Origin of the sequence: Rhizobium sp. Root491 (assembly GCF_001427205.1) — a bacterium.
Taxonomy (GTDB): Bacteria; Pseudomonadota; Alphaproteobacteria; order Rhizobiales; family Rhizobiaceae; genus Agrobacterium; species Agrobacterium tumefaciens.
On the sequence record NZ_LMFF01000012.1, the window covers coordinates 1 to 18,243 of the forward strand.

At 58.8% G+C, this 18,243-nt stretch carries 18 protein-coding genes; 6 read left to right on the plus strand and 12 right to left on the minus strand.

The features are described 5' to 3' along the window. Positions 1-841 (plus strand): ABC transporter ATP-binding protein (locus ASD46_RS11010; protein WP_060642268.1); only part of this gene is annotated, 841 nt, incomplete at its 5' end. Positions 842-851: 10 nt separating this feature from the next. Here the strand turns inward: ASD46_RS11010 and ASD46_RS11015 are convergent. The 9 genes from ASD46_RS11015 to aztA all read right to left on the minus strand — a co-directional run bounded on the left by ASD46_RS11015 (position 852) and on the right by aztA (position 10,134). Continuing rightward, the gene (locus ASD46_RS11015) at positions 852-1,928 is read right to left on the minus strand and encodes an ABC transporter ATP-binding protein (RefSeq protein ID WP_025595914.1); all 1,077 of its coding nucleotides are present in this window, start codon (positions 1,926-1,928) and stop codon (positions 852-854) included. A 4-nt stretch (positions 1,929-1,932) separates the two neighbouring features. Then, positions 1,933-2,763 (minus strand): carbohydrate ABC transporter permease, encoded by an 831-nt coding sequence (locus ASD46_RS11020; RefSeq protein WP_003510396.1) that lies wholly within the window; start codon positions 2,761-2,763, stop codon positions 1,933-1,935. Positions 2,764-2,766: 3 nt separating this feature from the next. Then, positions 2,767-3,711, minus strand: coding sequence for a carbohydrate ABC transporter permease (locus ASD46_RS11025; RefSeq protein WP_003510618.1), 945 nt, complete (start codon positions 3,709-3,711; stop codon positions 2,767-2,769). 152 nt (positions 3,712-3,863) lie between these two features. After that, on the minus strand, positions 3,864-5,123 hold the full coding sequence (locus tag ASD46_RS11030; RefSeq protein ID WP_003510621.1) for an ABC transporter substrate-binding protein: 1,260 nt from the start codon (positions 5,121-5,123) through the stop codon (positions 3,864-3,866). A gap of 37 nt (positions 5,124-5,160) precedes the next feature. After that, on the minus strand, positions 5,161-6,333 hold the full coding sequence (locus ASD46_RS11035; protein ID WP_025595912.1) for a PLP-dependent transferase: 1,173 nt from the start codon (positions 6,331-6,333) through the stop codon (positions 5,161-5,163). Further along, positions 6,330-7,022, minus strand: a complete 693-nt coding sequence (locus ASD46_RS11040) for a FadR/GntR family transcriptional regulator (RefSeq protein WP_003510624.1) — start codon at positions 7,020-7,022, stop codon at positions 6,330-6,332. The genes ASD46_RS11035 and ASD46_RS11040 overlap by 4 nt, the downstream gene beginning before the upstream one ends. A 423-nt stretch (positions 7,023-7,445) precedes the next feature. Then, complete coding sequence (gene aztC, locus ASD46_RS11045) at positions 7,446-8,429, minus strand: zinc ABC transporter substrate-binding protein AztC (protein ID WP_013761446.1); 984 nt, start codon at positions 8,427-8,429, stop codon at positions 7,446-7,448. 30 nt (positions 8,430-8,459) lie between these two features. Further along, positions 8,460-9,326: a zinc ABC transporter permease AztB gene (gene aztB, locus ASD46_RS11050; RefSeq protein WP_029658870.1), complete on the minus strand. Its 867-nt coding sequence runs from the start codon at positions 9,324-9,326 to the stop codon at positions 8,460-8,462. Further along, positions 9,319-10,134 carry a zinc ABC transporter ATP-binding protein AztA gene (gene aztA, locus ASD46_RS11055; RefSeq protein ID WP_025595908.1) on the minus strand — a complete coding sequence of 272 codons (816 nt, stop codon included), beginning with the start codon at positions 10,132-10,134 and terminating at the stop codon, positions 9,319-9,321. The genes aztB and aztA overlap by 8 nt, the downstream gene beginning before the upstream one ends. A gap of 359 nt (positions 10,135-10,493) precedes the next feature. Between aztA and ASD46_RS11060 the strand changes: the two genes are divergently transcribed. Next, positions 10,494-11,699 (plus strand): GTP-binding protein, encoded by a 1,206-nt coding sequence (locus tag ASD46_RS11060; protein WP_025595906.1) that lies wholly within the window; start codon positions 10,494-10,496, stop codon positions 11,697-11,699. An 83-nt stretch (positions 11,700-11,782) separates the two neighbouring features. Here the strand turns inward: ASD46_RS11060 and ASD46_RS11065 are convergent, their stop codons facing one another. From ASD46_RS11065 to ASD46_RS11075, 3 genes are all read right to left on the minus strand, one after another. Continuing rightward, entirely contained in the window at positions 11,783-12,220 is a 438-nt protein-coding gene (locus ASD46_RS11065; protein WP_003510639.1) for a YqaA family protein, read from the minus strand. Between the two features lie 94 nt (positions 12,221-12,314). After that, positions 12,315-12,593: a hypothetical protein gene (locus tag ASD46_RS11070; protein ID WP_060642269.1), complete on the minus strand. Its 279-nt coding sequence runs from the start codon at positions 12,591-12,593 to the stop codon at positions 12,315-12,317. After that, complete coding sequence (locus ASD46_RS11075; RefSeq protein WP_060642270.1) at positions 12,590-13,696, minus strand: CobW family GTP-binding protein; 1,107 nt, start codon at positions 13,694-13,696, stop codon at positions 12,590-12,592. The genes ASD46_RS11070 and ASD46_RS11075 overlap by 4 nt, the downstream gene beginning before the upstream one ends. Positions 13,697-14,051: 355 nt before the next feature. Here ASD46_RS11075 and ugpB point away from each other — a divergent pair, with 355 nt between their 5' ends. The 4 genes from ugpB (at position 14,052) to ASD46_RS11095 (ending at position 18,232) form a co-directional block, all read left to right on the plus strand. Beyond that, positions 14,052-15,362, plus strand: a complete 1,311-nt coding sequence (gene ugpB, locus ASD46_RS11080; protein ID WP_025595901.1) for a sn-glycerol-3-phosphate ABC transporter substrate-binding protein UgpB — start codon at positions 14,052-14,054, stop codon at positions 15,360-15,362. Between the two features lie 68 nt (positions 15,363-15,430). Next, positions 15,431-16,312 carry a sn-glycerol-3-phosphate ABC transporter permease UgpA gene (ugpA, locus tag ASD46_RS11085; protein ID WP_003510646.1) on the plus strand — a complete coding sequence of 294 codons (882 nt, stop codon included), beginning with the start codon at positions 15,431-15,433 and terminating at the stop codon, positions 16,310-16,312. A 10-nt stretch (positions 16,313-16,322) separates the two neighbouring features. Next, complete coding sequence (gene ugpE, locus ASD46_RS11090) at positions 16,323-17,171, plus strand: sn-glycerol-3-phosphate ABC transporter permease UgpE (RefSeq protein ID WP_003510648.1); 849 nt, start codon at positions 16,323-16,325, stop codon at positions 17,169-17,171. Next, complete coding sequence (locus ASD46_RS11095; RefSeq protein WP_025595898.1) at positions 17,171-18,232, plus strand: sn-glycerol-3-phosphate import ATP-binding protein UgpC; 1,062 nt, start codon at positions 17,171-17,173, stop codon at positions 18,230-18,232. Before ugpE ends, ASD46_RS11095 begins: the two co-directional genes overlap by 1 nt. Positions 18,233-18,243 lie beyond the last annotated feature (11 nt).

Sequence of the window (18,243 nt, forward strand, 5' to 3'; positions counted from 1 at the left end):
AGACGTCTCCGGCGGCAGAATAGTCATCGACGGCAACGACGCCACCGAAAAGGCCCCGGCCGAGCGCGGCCTTGCCATGGTGTTCCAGTCCTATGCGCTCTATCCGCATATGAGCGTGCGCAACAACATCGCCTTCCCGCTGAAGATGGCCAAGCTCGACAAGGCTGTCATCGACAAGAAGGTCGACGATGCCGCCCGYATCCTYAACCTCACCGATTATCTCGAACGCCGGCCCTCGCAACTGTCCGGCGGCCAGCGYCAGCGCGTGGCCATCGGCCGCGCCATCGTGCGCGAACCGAAGGCKTTCCTGTTTGACGARCCGCTCTCCAACCTCGATGCGGCGCTGCGCGGCACCATGCGGCTGGAAATCTCCGAGCTGCACAACACGYTGAAGACGACGATGATCTACGTCACCCACGACCAGGTGGAGGCCATGACCATGGCCGACAAGATCGTGGTCCTCAACCGCGGCAATATCGAGCAGGTCGGCTCACCAATGGAGCTTTACCGCTCGCCCGCCAACCTCTTCGTCGCCGGCTTCATCGGCTCGCCGCGCATGAACCTGGTGACCGGCGAYTACGCCCGGCAAAAGGGTGCGACCACCGCCGGCGTGCGGCCCGAGCACCTGACGCTGTCGAAAGAAACCGGCCTGTGGCAGGGCAAGGTCACGGTTGCCGAACATCTCGGCTCCGAYACCTTCCTCCACCTCGACGTCCCCGGCATCGGCCCCATCACCGCCAGAACCGACGGTGAATTCGAATGCAAACACGGCGATACCGTCTTCATCACACCCGATGATGCCAAAATCCACAGGTTCGATGACAAGGGCATCGCGATATGACGCCTTAAGTTCAGGCCTCGTCGATCCTGACACCGTTTCGGTCAAAAACATGAAGCCGTTCCTGCGGGAAACCGACCCGCATGGACTTGCCCGGCTGCAACAGCGCCCGATCAGACGAAAACAGCTTGAAGGGCAATCCATGCACGGTCAGGTGCAGGATGATGCCGAGACCCGTCGGCTCGACGAGATCGACGGTCGCCTCGACAGCACCATCCGCAGGCGAGACGGTGACATGTTCCGGCCGGATACCGAGTGTGACCGGCTCACCATCGGCAAGCTTCACGTCGCGGCCGAGTTCGAGGCGTGTGCCATCGCCGAGCACGACGAAACTACCGCCATTCTCCCGTCCGAGCCGTCCTTCCAGAAAATTCATGCCCGGCGAACCGATAAAACCAGCGACGAACAGATTGGCTGGGCGATCGTAGAGATCGAGCGGTGCGCCGATCTGCTGCACATGGCCGGCATTCATCGCGACGATACGGGATGCAAGCGTCATCGCCTCGATCTGGTCATGGGTGACATAAACCGAGGTAGCGCCGAGATCAGCATGCATGCGCTTGATTTCGGCCCGCATCTGCTCGCGAAGCCGTGCATCGAGGTTGGAGAGTGGCTCATCGAACAGAAAGGCCTTAGGCTGGCGCACGATGGCCCGGCCCATGGCGACGCGTTGGCGCTGGCCGCCGGAAAGCGCCTTCGGACGGCGTGCCAGATAGGGATCGAGACCGAGTTTCGCCGAAGCACCGGCCACGGCCGCCGCGATTGTCTCCTTGGTGCTGCGGCGCAGGCGCAGGCTGTAGCTCATATTGTCGGCGACGCTCATATGCGGATAAAGCGCATAGGACTGGAACACCATGGCGATATCCCGGTCCTTCGGCTTGCGGTCGTTGACGCGCTCACCGTCGATGGTCAATTCGCCCGCTGAAATCTCCTCCAGACCGGCAATCATTCGCAGCAGTGTCGATTTTCCGCAGCCGGAAGGGCCGACGAGGACGATGAATTCGCCGTCCTCGATCTTCAGATCGACCCCGTGCAGGACCGCAAGGTCGCCATAGGTCTTGCCGACATTCTTCAGCTCGATGGAAGCCATGGGATTATCCTTTCACCGCGCCGGCCGTCAGGCCCTGCACGAGATAACGTTGAATGAGCAGGAAGAAGAGACAGGCCGGAATGAGCGCCAGCACACCCGCCGCCATCATCTGCCCGAAATCGACGGAAAATTTTGAAACGAAGGTCAACAGCCCGACCGGGAATGTGGCGCTCTGGTTGCCCGAAATCAGCATCAGCGCGAACAGCAACTCGCTCCACGCAGCGGTGAAGACGAAGCCCAGCGTCGCAGCGATGCCCGGCAATGTCAGCGGCAGGATGATCTGGCGGAATGCCGTGAAGCGGCTTGCCCCGTCGATCATCGCCGCCTCTTCCAGATCCTTCGGAATACCGTCGAAGAATGACTGCATGAGGAAAGTGGCAAACGGCACGTTGAAGGCGGTGTAGACGATGACGAGACCCGTCAGGCTGTTGGTGAGGCCGAGCGGCGACAGCATCTTGAAGATCGGCGCGACCAGCATGACCAGCGGAAACATCTGGGTAATCAGCATCAGCGCCACGATCCAGTATTTGCCCTTGAAGCGGAACCGCGACAGCGCATAACCGGACAGTGACGAGAGTACCGTAACGGCAAGTGCCGTGGAGCCGGCAACGATGACGCTGTTCTTAAAAAATGTCGGGAAGGCACTGTTTTCTATGACATATCGATAATGATCGAGCGTCGCGTGCGACGGCCACATTCGCACGCCTTCGCTATAAAGCAGGTCATTCGGCGTGACCGAGACCTTGAGCAGCCAGAACAGCGGAAACAGCGCAAAGACGATATAGGCGAGGATCGCCAGGCGATGGGCAAGGGTGAGGAATATCCTTGATGTCATCGGTCAGTCCTTCTCGATAAGGCGTTGGCGCAGGAGCACGATGAGCATGGAATAGGCCAGAAGCAGCACCAGAAGTACCAGCGCGATGGCCGAGGCATAACCGAAATCGAGCCGCCGGAAGGCCTGCGTGAAGATGTAGCTCGCAACGATCTGGGTGCGGTCTGCCGGTCCGCCATTGGTCATGACGATGATGAGATCGGCAAAATTGGCGATCCAGACGGTGCGCAGCAAAACGGTGATGGCGATGGTGGGTGCGAGAAATGGGAGGGTGATGGAGGTGAAGCGCTGCAACGGGTTTGCCCCGTCAATGGAAGCGGCCTCGTAAAGATCACGCGGGATCGCCTGAAGTGCGGCAAGCAATGTGATGGCGAAGAAAGGAATGCCCCACCAGACATTGGCGATGATCGGCCCCCACATGGCAAGCTGCGGATCGGCAAGAATATTGTTGGGCGCGGAGAGAAGCCCGAGCGAGACCATCCAGTGCGGCAGCGGTCCTATGACCGGATTGAACAGCCAAGCCCAGTTGAGACCGGCAAGAAAGGTTGGCACGGCCCATGGAAGAAACACTAGCGCCTGGGCCAGCCCCCTGCCCGCGAACGGCTTGTCCAGCAGCAGCGCCAGAATGAGACCAAAGAAAAACTGCAGGAATACCGAAGCCCCCGTCCACCACAGCGTATTTTTCAGCGCCCGGTAAAAGGCCGCATCCTGCGACAGTGCCTCCAGATGTTTCAAGCCAACGAAACCGCCGGAAAAAGGATTGAGCAGCTGCACGTCGCGAAAAGCATAGGACAGGCCGAGCACCAGCGGCACCAGCATGACGGCAACAATGAGCACGAGAACCGGCGCACTATAGAGCCAGGGTTCGGCCCAGTCGGCAAAACGCTGCATTGCCGGCTTGCCGGCGCGGTTGCGCGCGGCCACGGGTCCGGCGCCATGGGCATAGGACATGATTGATCGCTCCTGATCGGACGGCGGGGCGGACAGGTTTTTCTAACGCTTCTGGCCAGCCGGTCCGCACGTTTTGAAATGGGGCCTGCCGTTTGGGACAGCCCGCAAGAACGGCCGCGCGGGTTCAAACCTCGCGCGGCCAACCGTGTGGTTTATTTGGAGGCGAGGAACTTCTGCTGCGCCTTCGTCATATAGTCAGCCCATTGCTTGGCGAGGTCTTCCGGTGAGATATCGCCAAGAAGCGCTTCCTGCGATGTCTTGATAACCAGTGAATCCTTGAAGAATGCGAATTCCTCAAGATAGGTCGGCATCTTCGTCGGCACGGCGTTCTTGTCCGCCAGTTCGTCGAACCAGCCCTTGAACTGCTCGCTGGCGTAGAAGGGGTCCTTCTCCGCCGACTTGTGCACCGGCAGCGCACCCGTCTTCTTGTTCCACTCGATATTGCCTTCCGGCCCTTCCAGCGTCTCGACCAGTTTCCATGAGAGGTCCTTGTTGGCGGATGCCGACATGATCGACCAGCCGGCGAAACCGATGGTCGGGAAGGTCTTGCCGTCAGGTCCCTTCGGCATGGTCATGACGCCGAAATCTTCCGGCTTCATGCGCTGGGCAATGGCGATAAGGGCGTCCGGATCCTGATCGAGGAAAGCGCAGGTGCCGGAATAAAATCCCGCGACGATCTCGTTGAAGCCCCAGTTGACGCTGTCTTTCGGCGCCAACCCGTTCTTGTAGAGATCGATCACATAGGTCAGGCCTTTCACCCAGCCAGGGCTGTCAAAGGTGGAGGTGCCGTCCTTGGTGAAGAACTCGTTCGATCCCGCCATGGACGCGCCGAACATGACCCAGCCGTTAAGTCCGCCCGGCCCGCCACGCAGGCAATAACCGTATTTGCCGGGAAGTGCTGCGACCTTCTTGGAGGCATCGGCGAATTCGTCGAGCGTCTTCGGCGGCTCCTTCACGCCAGCCTGTTCCAGCAGTTTCTTGTTGTAGAACATGGCCCGGAGATAAAAGCCGTAGGGAAGCATATAGGCCGTGTTCTTCACATCACGGCCGAGTTCCAGCGTGCGTTCACTCAGACCCTTGGTGTATTCCCATTTGGCGAGGTAGGGTTCGAGACTTTCGAGCATGCCGTTATTGGCATAAAGCGAAAGCCAGGTGTCGGGCATTTCCATGACATCAGGCACATCGCCGGCGGAGACCATCGTGGCGAATTTCTGGAAGGCCTCGCTCCAGGGCAGCGAGATGATCTCCACCTTGGTGCCGGGATTGGCAGTTTCGAACTTCGAGACGATGCCCTTCAGCGTTTCCGTCCGTTCGGGACTTGTAATGACCTCGACCAGTTTCAAGGTCGTATCCGCCAGCGCCGTTCCGGTCATCAGGGCGGTAAAGATTGCTGCTGCTACCAGTTTTTTCATGTCGTTCTCCCCTTTTTGTCGTCAGTTTTAAGACGCGTCAGACGGCCGAGGCCGCCTTGATCGCGGGTTCGAGATCGTTCCAGAGCGCTTCTGTGCCCTCCAGTCCGACATGCAGGCGCACGGAACGCGCGCTGATGCCGAACGTGTGGGCGGAGTTTGGCTGCGCCTTCTGTTCAAGCACCACTTCACCCGGGACGATCAGGCTTTCATGCCCACCCCAGGAAACACCCAGTTTGAAAAGCTTGAGGCGGTCGGCAAAAGCGCGCACATCCACCCCTTCCTTGAAAATGAAGGAAAACAGGCCAGACGTACCGTTGAGGCCGGGCGGCAGGCGGTTCGCCAATCCCGGATGACAAACCTTTTCCACCACATCGAGCGCCTGCAGGCGGCTGGCAATATCCAGCGCCGATGCCTGATGCGCCTTCATGCGCAGCGGCAGGGTGCGCAAGCCGCGGATGAGCAGCCACGCATCGAAGGGCGACATCTTGCCACCGAGATAGGGATAGGTCTCTGCACGAATGCGGTCGATCATTGCCTTTGAACCGGCAACCACGCCGGAGACCACATCGCTGTGCCCGCCGAGATATTTCGACGCCGAATGCACGACGAGATCGACACCGAGCGAGATCGGCTGCTGGAAGACAGGGCTCGCCCAGGAATTATCGATGACGGTGACGGCGCCATGGCGCTTGCCGATCGCGGCGAGCGCACCGACATCATGGGCCTCCATCACCCAGCTGGTCGGGCTTTCCATGTAGAAGAGTTTCGCGCCGGGCATAGCCTTTTCAACCGCCGCCTCGTCGCGGCCGTCGACATAGACCACCTCGACATTCATGCGCTTCATGAAGGTGCCAAACAGGCGAAACGCATCGGGATAGACATGGCGCACCGCGACGATGCGGTCGCCCGGCGAAACGAAGGAAAGAACGGTGGAGGAAATGGCCGACATGCCGCTGGCGAAGCCAAGCGCATCTTCCGCGCCCTCAAGCTTTGCCAGCATTTCCTCAAACATCCTGACGGTCGGGTTGAGCCCTCGCGTATAGACCGGCCGCACCTTTTCGCCGCGATAGGTGGAAACCATTTCGTCGTAGCTGGAAAAGGTGAAAAGCGAAGTCTGCACAAGGGGCGGCACCACGGCTTCGAAAGCGTGGGTCTCGTCATGGGCGACGATCAGGGAGGCGGGATCGAAGAGATCGTTGCCTTGGTTCATTTCGACATGTCCTTGATATCCTCCTCGACGACAGCGAGGATTTTCAGTGTTTCTTCACGAGCGGTCTCCGCATCGCCGGCGGCGATGGCGTTGAACAGCGTGCGGTGAAAGGGGAAGGAGCGGCTTGCAAAGTCCGGCCGGTCGAAAGGCTTCAGCCAGAAACGTTCGAAACCTTCGCGCATCTGCTCGAGCAGCTGCTTGAACAGCGAATTATGCGTGGCGTCATAGATGGAGAGGTGGAAGGCAAGGTCGGCCTTGCCGGACGTGCCTTCAGCCAGATGCACCCGCTCCATCTCATCGAGCCGCGCTTCCATCGTGGCGATATCCTCCACCGTGCGCCGGCGCGCCGCAGCCATCGAGGCCTCAACCTCGATGCCACGCCGGACTTCCAACGTCATCAACAACGCATCGCGCAGGCTTTCGGCATCGATGGAGATAGGCATATGCACGGTTGCGGCGGAAATCGGCTTAAGCAGATAATTGCCGCTGCCCTTGCGGCTGTCGATAACGCCCAGCGCCTGAAACTTACGGATGACCTCGCGAATGGTGGAACGGCCGACACCCAGCGCCACCATCAGCTCTCGCTCGGCCGGCAACCGATCTCCAGCCTTCAGTCCCGCCCTCTCGACGTAATCGGAGAGTGCCGCCTCGACCTGGCGCACACGGTCGCTGGGTGGAATAGGCTGCATTAGTTCGCGGCTGGATCTATCCAAGAGTTACCCTTTGAATTGGTCTGACATCTTACCATTTCAAACGGTTGATCGATTGTCAACGGGGAACGCAAGCAGCCTAAACAGGGAGATCACATCCCTGTTGAACCGCGTATTCCGGGAAAAATAGAAGGAAATTAGAGATTTGGGCGTTGGTAACGCTGGAGAAGGCCTACCGGCTGGGCAAAATTTGCGAGACGGCACAATCGACCGTGGGGCCTAGGACAGAAGGAAAAAACTTCTCCTCCGTCGCGCTCGGGCCTATCGCGAGCATCTGCCAGCTATTGATTTTACGATACGTGACTGGATCCCCGGAACGGGCCCGAGGATGACATCGAGTGTGGGGATACGTTAGTCAGGTGTCTGAGGGTGGCTGGTGCCACCCTCGCCCGTTTTGTCTTCTTACTGGCTAAGCACGGCCGCCTTGATGGTATCGATGTTGTGGTTGACCATATCGATATAGGTTGCGGCCGGGCCGTCGGCTGTCGAGAGCGCGTCGGAATAAAGCGTTCCGCCAACTTTCAGGCCGGTTTCCTTGGCAATCTGGTCCATCAATCGCTTGTCGGTGATGTTTTCGACGAAGATCGCCGAGGCCTTGTCGTGCTTGATCTGATCCACCAGCTTGGCGACGTCGGCGGCAGACGCTTCGGAATCCGTCGAGACACCTTCCGGCGCCAGGAATTCGAGACCATAGGCATGCTCGAAATAACCGAAGGCATCATGTGAGGTGATGATGTTGCGTTTTTCCGGCGGAATAGCGGCGATCTCGGTCTTCACCTTCTCGTTCAAAGCCGCGAGCTTGGCGATATAGGCCTGTGAATTGGCGGTGTAAGTTGCGCAACCGGCCTTGTCGACCTCGCAAAATGCGCCGGCGATGTTCTTCACATATATTTCCGCATTCTTGATTGACTGCCAGGCATGCGGATCGAATTCACCGTGATTGTGTCCCTCATGGTCATGCGCTTCCTCTGCCTTGTGGTCGTGACCCGCCTCTTCCTCGGCTTCCGGATGTGCGTGACCGGCTGGCTCGTCGGAAATCCTGAGGGGTTTCACGCCCTTGGTCAGCTCCACCACCGGCGCCTTTGTGCCGCTGGTATCGATCAGCCGCTTCAGGAAGCCTTCGAATGCAAGGCCGTTCACCAGCACAACATCCGCCTTGCTGACGGCAACGGCATCGGCCGGGCGCGGCTCGTAGACATGCGCGTCGCCGTCAGGTCCGACGATCGTGGTGATTTCGACGCGGTTGCCGCCGACATTCTTCGCGAAGTCGGCAATGATCGAGAAGCTGGCCACGACCTTGAGTTCAGCCGCAGAAGCCTGCGCCATCAGGACTGGGGAAAGGGAGAGAAGGCTTACGCAGGTAGCAAGACGTAGGGTTTGGAACATGAAGGGTTCTCCTTTTTTCAAACGCTGTTTTCAGGCCGTTCTGTGACGACCGGAACCGAGAAGATCGCGAAGCACACCGCGTGTGCCGACGACGATGGACAGGACATAGATGACGCCTGCGGACAGGATGATCGCCGGACCTGATGGCAGCGACGCGTGATAGGACAGAAGCAGGCCTGCAAAACACGAGACCATGCCGATGCCGATCGAGATGAAGCACATTGGCGCGACGCGATTGGACCAGAAGCGGCTGGCGGCAGCGGGCAGCATCATCAGGCCAACCGAAAGCAGGGTTCCGAGCGCCTGAAACCCGCCGACCAGATTGAGGACGACGATGGCGAGGAAGAGGAAGTGCACGGGGCTCCCCCAGTTGCTGACCGAGCGCAGAAACAGGGGATCGAGGCATTCCGCCAGCAGCGCGCGCCAGAAAACCATCATCACCGTCAGTGTGACGACACAGATACCGCCGATGAGGCCGAGCGCTTCATTGTTCAGTGCCAGCACCGTGCCGAAAAGCACATGCATGAGATCGACACTGGAGCCGCGCCAGGAGACGAGCAGCACGCCGAGCGCCAGAGAAATGAGGTAAAAGGCTGCAAGCGAGGCGTCCTCCTTCTGGATGGTGAAGCGCGAAACCGCACCGGCACCCAGTGCCACCAGAAGACCGACGACCAGCCCGCCGATGGTCATCGGCAAAATCTCCAACCCGTAAAACAGAAAGCCCACCGCCGCCCCCGGCAAAATGGCGTGCGACATGGCATCACCCGTCAGACTCATGCGGCGCAGCATCAGAAACACCCCGACCGGCCCGCAACTGACAGCAAGGATCAAGGCACCGGCAAGCGCACGCTGCATGAAGACATACTGGATGAATGGCTCGATAAATAAATCAGACATGGATATGCGAATGCGCCTGCGAGTGTTTGGGGAAATCCTGCGGCTTTTCCGCCAGGTCGGCGTTCACCGTCGCTGCTGCGGGTTCGCACCATGGGGCGTCGCCGTCCCATGCCTCGTGAAACCGTCGTGCCTGCTGCATCATTTCGGGCCTTAGAACCTCCCGTGTCGGGCCAAAGCCCACCAACCGTCTGGCAAGCAGAAGCGTTTGCGGAAAATGCTGACGCACCAGCTCGTAGTCATGAAGAACGGCCAGAACCGTGCGCCCCTCGGCAACCCATGCTTTGATCAGCACCATGAGATCGGCGACGGTGCGCTCATCGACAGCGTTGAAGGGCTCATCCAGCAAAATCAGCTGCGCATCCTGCAACATGGCGCGGGCAAAAAGGGCGCGCTGCATCTGGCCGCCGGAGAGTGAATCGATATTGCGTTTTTCAAAGCCAGAAAGTCCGACCGCTTCCAGCACATGGGCCATGGCCGCCCGGTCCGACTGGCGATGGCGAGCGAGCAGGCCGCGTTTGGGCCAGAGACCAAGCGCGACCAGATCGCGCACCTGTGCCGGAAAGGAACGGTCGAGTTCAGACTGCTGCGGTAGATAGGCGACGGAAACGCCGGGAGTAACCCGGCATTCACCGCCAAGTGGCTTCAAAATGCCGGCGATGCCCTTCATCAGCGTCGACTTTCCCGACCCATTGGCGCCGATCACCGCCGTGAGCGACCCTTTGGCAATATCGCCATCCAGATGATGCACCGCCGCGCGGCCGGCATATCCGAGTGTCAGATTTTTAAAGGCAAGGCACGGATCGTTCATCGATCCCTCCGGGGCATGATGTCATTTGATGACCCCCTCATATGTAATGTTATTACATTCGTCAAACAAATATGTAATGAAATAACATTAACTATCGGAAAGGTAGGTTCCATCTCACATTGGACGACAACCGCGGGATCGCCTCGGGGGGTGTGATCATGCCGAGTTCTGGATTCCCGGGACAAACCAGAGGAGCACCCGGCAAGCAATTTTTTTAAAGCCAGTTGACACGCCGCGCTTATGTAATGTTATTACGTTACATGCAACAAGCGATGTGGCTACCAGCTCCGCCGTTCTCAAACCGCAAGTCGTGACGACGATGACTCTCACGCTACCACCGCTAATAAAACGAGGCCCGCATGTCGAAAAAACTTCCCGTCACTGTACTCTCCGGCTTTCTTGGTGCCGGAAAGACAACGCTTCTCAACCATATTCTCGCCAACCGCGACGGTCTGCGGGTCGCGTTGATCGTTAACGACATGAGCGAGATCAATATCGATGCGGCACTTGTGCGAGATGGCGGCGCCAATCTTTCGTGCACCGAGGAACAGCTTGTGGAAATGACCAATGGCTGCATCTGTTGCACGCTGCGCGACGACCTTCTGAATGAGGTACGCGCGCTCGCCGAGCAGGGCCGGTTCGATTATCTGCTGATCGAATCCACCGGCATCGCCGAGCCGCTGCCAGTGGCCGCCACTTTCGATTTTCGCGATGAAAACGGTCGCAGCCTTTCCGATGTCGCGCATCTGGACACGATGGTAACGGTGGTGGATGCCGCCAATCTTCTCAACGACTACGGTTCCTCTGACTTTCTTGCCGACCGTGGTGAGACGGCAGGCGAAGGCGACAACCGAACCATCGTAGACCTCCTGGTCGAGCAGATCGAATTTGCCGATGTCGTCGTCCTCAACAAGATCGGCACTGCCACGCCGGATGAGCGGGACGCCGCCCGCAAGATCATCGTCGGGCTGAACCCGGATGCGAAACTCATCGAGGCCGATTTCGGCAAGGTGGAACTGAAGGAGGTGCTGGGCACCGGCCGCTTCGATTTCGCCAAGGCTGAAGAACACCCGCTGTGGTTCAAGGAGTTGCACGGTTTCAAGGACCACATTCCCGAGACCGAGGAATATGGCATCCGCTCTTTCGTCTACCGCGCCAGGAAGCCTTTCGATCCCGTGCTGTTCCAACGTTTTATCGACCGCGCCTGGCCGGGTGTGGTGCGCGCCAAAGGCTTCTTCTGGCTGGCCACGCGGCCAGCTTATGTCGGGGAGATAAGCCAGGCCGGCGCACTGGTGCGCACCGGCAAGATGGGCCTTTGGTGGTCCGCCGTGCCGAGCGAGCAATGGCCGCGCGAGCAGCAGTTCCTCGACATGATGAAGCCCTATCTCCACCCGGTGTTTGGCGACCGCCGGCAGGAAATCGTCTTCATCGGTTCCGATCCCATGAGCGAAGCGCGCATCCGCGCGCAGCTCGATGCGTGCCTGATTGACACAGATGCCTTCACTCCGGACGCATGGCGACACCTGCCCGACCCCTTCGCCAGCTGGGACAGGCAGGCGGCTTGATTGGTTCTCAAATCAGACCTTTTTGACCAGCGGATGCCTCTTTCGCCTTCTCCCCGCCGGGGAGAAGGTCTCGGCAACGCAATTCAAAGAAAATTCAGCGTCACCAGCGTCAGCACAAGATAACGCCCAACCTTGGCAATGGTAACAAGCAGAAGAAAAACCGGCAGCGGCTCCTTCATGATGCCGGCCGCAACCGTCAGCGGATCGCCGATCAGCGGCGCCCAGCTGAGCAGCAGCGACCACTTGCCGTAACGCCTGTACCAGTTCTGGGCACGTTGCAGCGCGGCTTCCCCCACAGGAAACCACCGCCGATGCCGGAAGCGTTCGATGCCACGGCCGAGCAGCCAGTTGGCGAGGGATCCGGCGACATTGCCGGCGCTGGCAACAGTAACCAGCAGCCAGACCGGCTGGGACTTCAAAAGGATCAGGCCGGCAAGTGCGGCCTCCGACTGCATGGGCAGGATGGTTGCCGCGACAAAAGCCGTCAGAAACAAACCCGCATATACCGCCAGATCGGCCATTCCGTACCCTTCACATTTAGCGAATCCCGCTGCTCCTGAAGTGCCGGATGACGACACCTGTCGTCAAGCGCCATGGCGTTCGATACAGACGGCCTTACGGCGGATTGGCGGCGACGGCTCTGACGATGTCATCACGCTCTATATCCAGCAGCGCCTGGTGAATTGAGAATTGCCGGGTTTTGCCGGATGCGGACAAAACGAGGATTACCGTTTCCTTCGGTGGGCAATCCGGCTGTACGCAGGCATTCTCGTTGACGGAAACGATCTCGTCTTCGCGGAGGGCAAGCAGCTCCCGCGTCCAGTGTTTCAGAAGACGGGCCTTAGAGACTATCGCAGAGCCGCTGCGTGCAAGCGGATTTGCTCTTGCCGTCATCGGGAAACCTTCCTTGCTGCCTGCGAGGCCAATGCCTCGAAAAGATCGCGGATCGGCTGCTGCGGCATATCCATGCCGATGAGGACAACACGGGTTGCACGGTTGCCATCCGGCCAGCTTTCCAGACGGCTCAGCGGATAAAGCCGGTGCTGCACGGCATGGGCGACCACTGGACGGTCCGGATCATCCGTCGCACCGAAAATTCCCTTGAGCCGCAGCAGACCGGAATGCACATTGCTGGTGACGAGATCGAGAAAGGTAACGATCGCCTGCGGATCGAAAGCCCCATCGAACGTCAAATCGAACGCCTCTACCCCCGCACCATGACGGTTGATATCGTGCCCGTGCGCGGCATGCAGGCTCAGCCTGTCGGCGGCAAGCCAGCCCGTCACGTCTTCCGGCTTGTTACGCAACGAATAATCCGCCGGCGCAAACAGCGACATCAGATTGAAGTCGCGCGCGTTGCGGTCATGCAGACGCGCGGCAGGATTGAGATCGGAGAGGCTCTCACAGCCCATCTCCGCCCCGTCAGTGAGATCGGTTTTGGTCAAAACAATGTGATCGGCAAAGGCAAGCTGTTTCCAGCCCTCGATGAAACTGTCGAGCATCGCCTGGCCGGAGGTAATGTCGAAAACAGTAACGACACCGGAGAGATGAAAGTGGCGGGCGACGATATGGTCGCGCAGGCCGACGGCAGGCGTACCGCCGGGAATCAGGCTGTTGATGATCGGCGCAGGATCGGCAAGGCCAGTGGTTTCGATGACGACACGCGATATTTCCGGCACCACCCCTTCCAGAAAGGCCAGATGCAACTCGTAAAGCGAGGTGCGGATATCGCTGGTGGCGGTGCAGCAGATGCAGCCGGTCGTGGTCCTGAAATAACGCTCCGAACCGGTGCGGACCAGGCCGTGATCGATGGGCACCGAACCGAATTCGTTGACGATGACGGCGGCACCACGCATTTCCGGTTCGCTCAAAAGCTCGTTCAGAAGCGTGGTCTTGCCCGCCCCCAGGAAGCCGGTAAGCAGTGTGACAGGCACCGTTCCGGTGGATGGGGTGACGTATGAGACGTCTTCTGGTGCAACCGCCTTCTTCCGCTTCATTCCGAACACATCCGCACCTTTAAGCAGCGAATCTCGGAGAGATTTAATACGTAATGTAATAACATATCAATACTTCTTGTTAGAAATTGCTCTTGAACATGGCATCCGCAGACTGCTTCCGGTATCCCGTCCCGAACCATGCCCACAAGCACACGAAAAAACCAAAGCGGATCCAAAATGGAATAATAAAACCGTTTCGTTCACTTTCGTTTTTTTCGTTCCACCATCTATTGCATTTTCATTAGAGTTCGCTTTAAATCAGGCCGCTAATACAGAAAAGCTCGCCCGCAGCTATATCGAGGAGGATAGGCTGCAATAAGGGGCTGTATCTTTTACTGTTTTTAAAATGGGAGGAATCGCCTTGAAAAAACTCAGCTACCGTCTTGCTGCGGCATCTGCGCTTTCGTTTTTTGTCACATCGAACGCATTCGCCGCGACGGAAATTCAGTGGTGGCATGCCATGACCGGCGCCAATAACGAGGTCGTGGACGCGCTCGCGAAAGAGTTCAACGATAGCCAGACAAACTACAAGATCATGCCCGTCTTCAAGGGCACCTATCCGGAAACCCTGAATGCCGGCATTGCGGCCTTCCGCGCCAAGCAGCCGCCGGCGATCATTCAGGTCTTCGACGCCGGTTCCGGCGTGATGATGGGTGCTGCCGGTGCAATCAAACCGGTGGCAGAAGTACTGAAGGAAGGTGGCTACACCTTCAACAAGGACGAATATCTGGCCGGCATCGTCGCCTATTATTCCAAGCCTGACGGGACCATGCTGTCCTTCCCCTATAATTCGTCCTCGCCGATCCTCTATTACAACAAGGACACCTTCCAGAAGGCAGGCCTTGACCCGGCAAATCCGCCGAAGACCTGGCCGGAGGTTTTCGAAGCTGCCAAGAAGATCAAGACAAGCGGTGCTGCCCAATGCGGCTTCACCTCAACATGGTTGACCTGGATCCAGACCGAAAACTTTGCCGCATGGAACAACGTCTCCTATGGCAGCAATGAAAACGGGCTGGGCGGCACCGATGTGAAGCTTGCCGTCAACGCGCCGCTCTTCGTCGAACACTTCCAGGCCATTGCCGACCTTGCGAAAGACGGCACCTTCCGTTACGGCGGGCGCACTTCGGAAGCCAAGCAGCTGTTCATGTCCGGCGAATGCGGCATCCTTACCGAATCCTCCGGCGGCCTTGGCGATATCATCAAGACCGGCATGAATTACGGTATCGGCCAGCTTCCCTATTACGAGGGTCATGGTCCGCAGAACACCATTCCCGGCGGCGCGAGCCTCTGGGTCTTCGGCGGCAAGAGCGATGCCGAATATAAAGGTGTGGCCGAGTTCTTCCATTTCCTTTCCCAGACCAAGATCCAGTCTCGTCTGCATCAGGTCTCCGGATACATGCCGGTAACGATCGCGGCCTATGAGGAAACCAAGAAATCCGGCTTCTATGACAAGAATCCCGGCCGCGAAACGCCACTTCTGCAGATGATGGGCAAGCCACCGACAGAAAACTCCAAGGGCGTGCGCCTCGTGAACCTGCCGCAGGTCCGCGACATCATGAACGAAGAGTTCGAGGCGATGCTGGCCGGCAAGCAGGACGCGAAATCCGCACTCGACAAGATTGTCACGCGCGGTGATGCGGCCATCAAGCAGGCAACCGGCAACTAAACGATCCCTGCCCCCGCCCGCATCCTCACCCGGTGCGGGCGGTATTCCCATTTCATCAGGAGATCGCCGTGCAAAGCGTCGTATTCCCCAACAAGATCCTGCCCTATCTGCTGGTCGCGCCACAGATCATCCTGACGGTGATCTTTTTCTTCTGGCCCGCAAGTCAGGCGCTCTACCAGTCGACCATGCGCGAGGATGCCTTCGGGCTGAATAGCAATTTCGTCGGGCTGGCCAATTTTTCCGCCGTACTTTCGGATGAAAGCTATCTGAACGCGTTGCACGTCACGGTTATTTTCAGCGTCCTGACCGCACTCGTCTCGATGGGGCTGGCATTGCTTCTGGCAACGGCGGCAGACCGCGTGGTGCGCGGCAAGGGTTTTTACCGCACCATGATGATCATGCCCTATGCTGTGGCACCCGCCGTGGCTGGCATGCTGTGGCTGTTCATGTTCAATCCGGCCATGGGAACCTTCTCCTATATCCTGCGCCGCAACGGCATCATGTGGGACCCGCTGCTCAACGGCAATCAGGCCATGCTGCTCGTGGTCGCAGCCGCCGCATGGAAGCAGATCAGCTACAATTTCCTGTTTTTTGTCGCAGGCTTGCAGGCAATTCCGAAATCATTGCTGGAGGCGGCCTCCATTGACGGCGCACGCGGTTCGCGGCGCTTCTGGACCATCGTTTTCCCGCTGCTGGCGCCGACAACCTTCTTCCTGCTGGTCGTCAACACCGTCTATGCCTTCTTCGATACGTTCGGCATCATCCACGCAGTTACTGGCGGCGGCCCTGCCAAGGCGACGGAAACACTGGTCTACAAGGTTTACAATGATGGCTTCGTTAACCTGAACCTCGGCTCTTCCGCCGCGCAATCCGTCATCCTGATGGTGATCGTCATTGCGTTGACCGCCTTCCAGTTCCGCTTCGTCGAGAAGCGCGTGCACTACGGCTGAGGATTTCCTGATGATTGAAAATCGCCCGGTCGCCCGCGTGATCGCCCATCTGATGCTGGTTCTCGGCATCATCATCGTGGCCTTCCCGATCTACTACACCTTCATCGCGTCATCCATGACGTCGAATGACATCATTCGCCCACCGATGTCGCTGCTGCCCGGCGACCATCTTGGTGAAAACTATACAGACGCCATGGTCGGCGGCGTCGAAAGAGTGGTCGGCGTCAGCCTTGAACGGCTGCTGTTCAACAGCTTCGTGGTGGCGCTCGCCATTGCCATCGGCAAGATCGTCATTTCTTTCCTGTCGGCTTTCGCAATCGTGTTTTTCCGTTTTCCCTTCCGCATGGGCTTCTTCTGGATGATCTTCATCACGCTCATGCTGCCGGTCGAGGTGCGTATCCTGCCCACATACAAGGTCATCGTCGACCTCGGGCTTATCGATACCTATGCGGGACTGACGCTTCCGCTGATGGCGTCCGCGACGGCGACGTTCCTGTTCCGGCAGTTTTTCCTGACCATTCCCGGCGAAATGGTCGAGGCGGCTCGTATCGACAATGCAGGGCCGTTCCGCTTCATGCGCGATATTCTGCTGCCGCTGTCGAAAACCAATATCGCCGCTCTCTTCGTGATCCTGTTCATCTATGGCTGGACCCAGTATCTCTGGCCGCTGCTCGTGACCAACGATGCCAAGATGAACACGATCATCATCGGCCTCAAGCGCATGGTGGATTTCACCGACGCTTCGACGCCCTGGAATTATGTGATGGTGACGGCGATCCTCGCCATCATCCCCCCGATTATCGTTGTGGTGCTGATGCAGCGCTGGTTCGTCAAAGGTTTGGTGGAGACCGAGAAGTAATGGCAAAAATTGCGCTGAAAGACGTCCGCAAGGTTTACGGCGGCAATGTCGACGCCATCAAGGGCGTATCGATGGATATAGCCGATGGCGAGATGATCGTATTGGTCGGCCCCTCCGGCTGCGGAAAATCAACATTGCTGCGCATGATCGCCGGGCTGGAAAGCATATCGGGCGGTGAGATCGTCATCGGCGACCGCGTCGTCAACGATCTCGAACCGTCAGACCGAGATATTGCCATGGTGTTCCAGAACTACGCGCTATACCCGCATATGACGGTGCGGCAGAACCTCGCCTATGGCCTCAAGAACCGCAACACGCCGAAGGACGAGATCGACCGGCGTATCACCGAGGCAGCCAAGGCGCTGGAAATCGAACAATATCTGGAGCGCAGGCCGCGCCAGCTCTCGGGTGGCCAGCGCCAGCGCGTGGCGATGGGCCGTGCCATCGTGCGCAAGCCCGCCGCATTCCTGTTCGATGAGCCGCTGTCCAACCTCGATGCCAAGCTGCGCGTGCAGATGCGCGTCGAAATCCGCCGCCTGCAACGCTCTCTCGCCACCACCAGCGTCTACGTAACCCATGATCAGATGGAAGCCATGACGCTGGCCGACCGCCTCGTGGTGCTGAATGCCGGCCGCATCGAGCAGATCGGCACTCCGATCGAGCTTTACGAAAAACCGGCCACCACCTTCGTCGCCACCTTCATCGGTTCGCCCTCCATGAACCTCCTGCCCTACGGCACCCCATCGGCTAACGGCGCATCCGGGTGGTCGGTGAATGGATCAGGCGCGCTGCAGCAAACCACCGCAACACTGGGCATCCGTCCGGAAGACATCACGCTCGCGGAAACAGAAGCTCCCGATGCCGCTTTCACTGGCACCGTGCGGGTGGACGCCGTGGAACTGGTGGGCGCGGAAAGCTACGTGCATGGCTCCTTCACCGACGGCACCACCATCGTCTTCCGCGTTCCCGGCCGTTCGCAGCTTGGCATTGGCGAGAACCTGCGGATTGCCGCCCAGACGAAGGACTTCCATCTGTTCGATGCGGCGGGGAAGCGGATTTAGGGTCTGTGTGT

Coding starts and splice junctions, on each gene's coding strand:
- ASD46_RS11065 (WP_003510639.1), bottom strand. CDS start 12,220: ATGGCCGATCTGGCGGTATATGCGGGTTTGTTTCTGACGGCTTTTGTC.
- ASD46_RS11040 (WP_003510624.1), bottom strand. CDS start 7,022: ATGCAGCCTATTCCACCCAGCGACCGTGTGCGCCAGGTCGAGGCGGCA.
- ASD46_RS11025 (WP_003510618.1), bottom strand. CDS start 3,711: ATGTCCTATGCCCATGGCGCCGGACCCGTGGCCGCGCGCAACCGCGCC.
- ASD46_RS11030 (WP_003510621.1), bottom strand. CDS start 5,123: ATGAAAAAACTGGTAGCAGCAGCAATCTTTACCGCCCTGATGACCGGA.
- ASD46_RS11060 (WP_025595906.1), top strand. CDS start 10,494: ATGTCGAAAAAACTTCCCGTCACTGTACTCTCCGGCTTTCTTGGTGCC.
- ASD46_RS11095 (WP_025595898.1), top strand. CDS start 17,171: ATGGCAAAAATTGCGCTGAAAGACGTCCGCAAGGTTTACGGCGGCAAT.
- aztA (WP_025595908.1), bottom strand. CDS start 10,134: ATGAACGATCCGTGCCTTGCCTTTAAAAATCTGACACTCGGATATGCC.
- ASD46_RS11015 (WP_025595914.1), bottom strand. CDS start 1,928: ATGGCTTCCATCGAGCTGAAGAATGTCGGCAAGACCTATGGCGACCTT.
- ASD46_RS11020 (WP_003510396.1), bottom strand. CDS start 2,763: ATGACATCAAGGATATTCCTCACCCTTGCCCATCGCCTGGCGATCCTC.
- ASD46_RS11035 (WP_025595912.1), bottom strand. CDS start 6,333: ATGAACCAAGGCAACGATCTCTTCGATCCCGCCTCCCTGATCGTCGCC.
- aztB (WP_029658870.1), bottom strand. CDS start 9,326: ATGTCTGATTTATTTATCGAGCCATTCATCCAGTATGTCTTCATGCAG.
- aztC (WP_013761446.1), bottom strand. CDS start 8,429: ATGTTCCAAACCCTACGTCTTGCTACCTGCGTAAGCCTTCTCTCCCTT.
- ASD46_RS11070 (WP_060642269.1), bottom strand. CDS start 12,593: ATGACGGCAAGAGCAAATCCGCTTGCACGCAGCGGCTCTGCGATAGTC.
- ugpE (WP_003510648.1), top strand. CDS start 16,323: ATGATTGAAAATCGCCCGGTCGCCCGCGTGATCGCCCATCTGATGCTG.
- ASD46_RS11075 (WP_060642270.1), bottom strand. CDS start 13,696: ATGAAGCGGAAGAAGGCGGTTGCACCAGAAGACGTCTCATACGTCACC.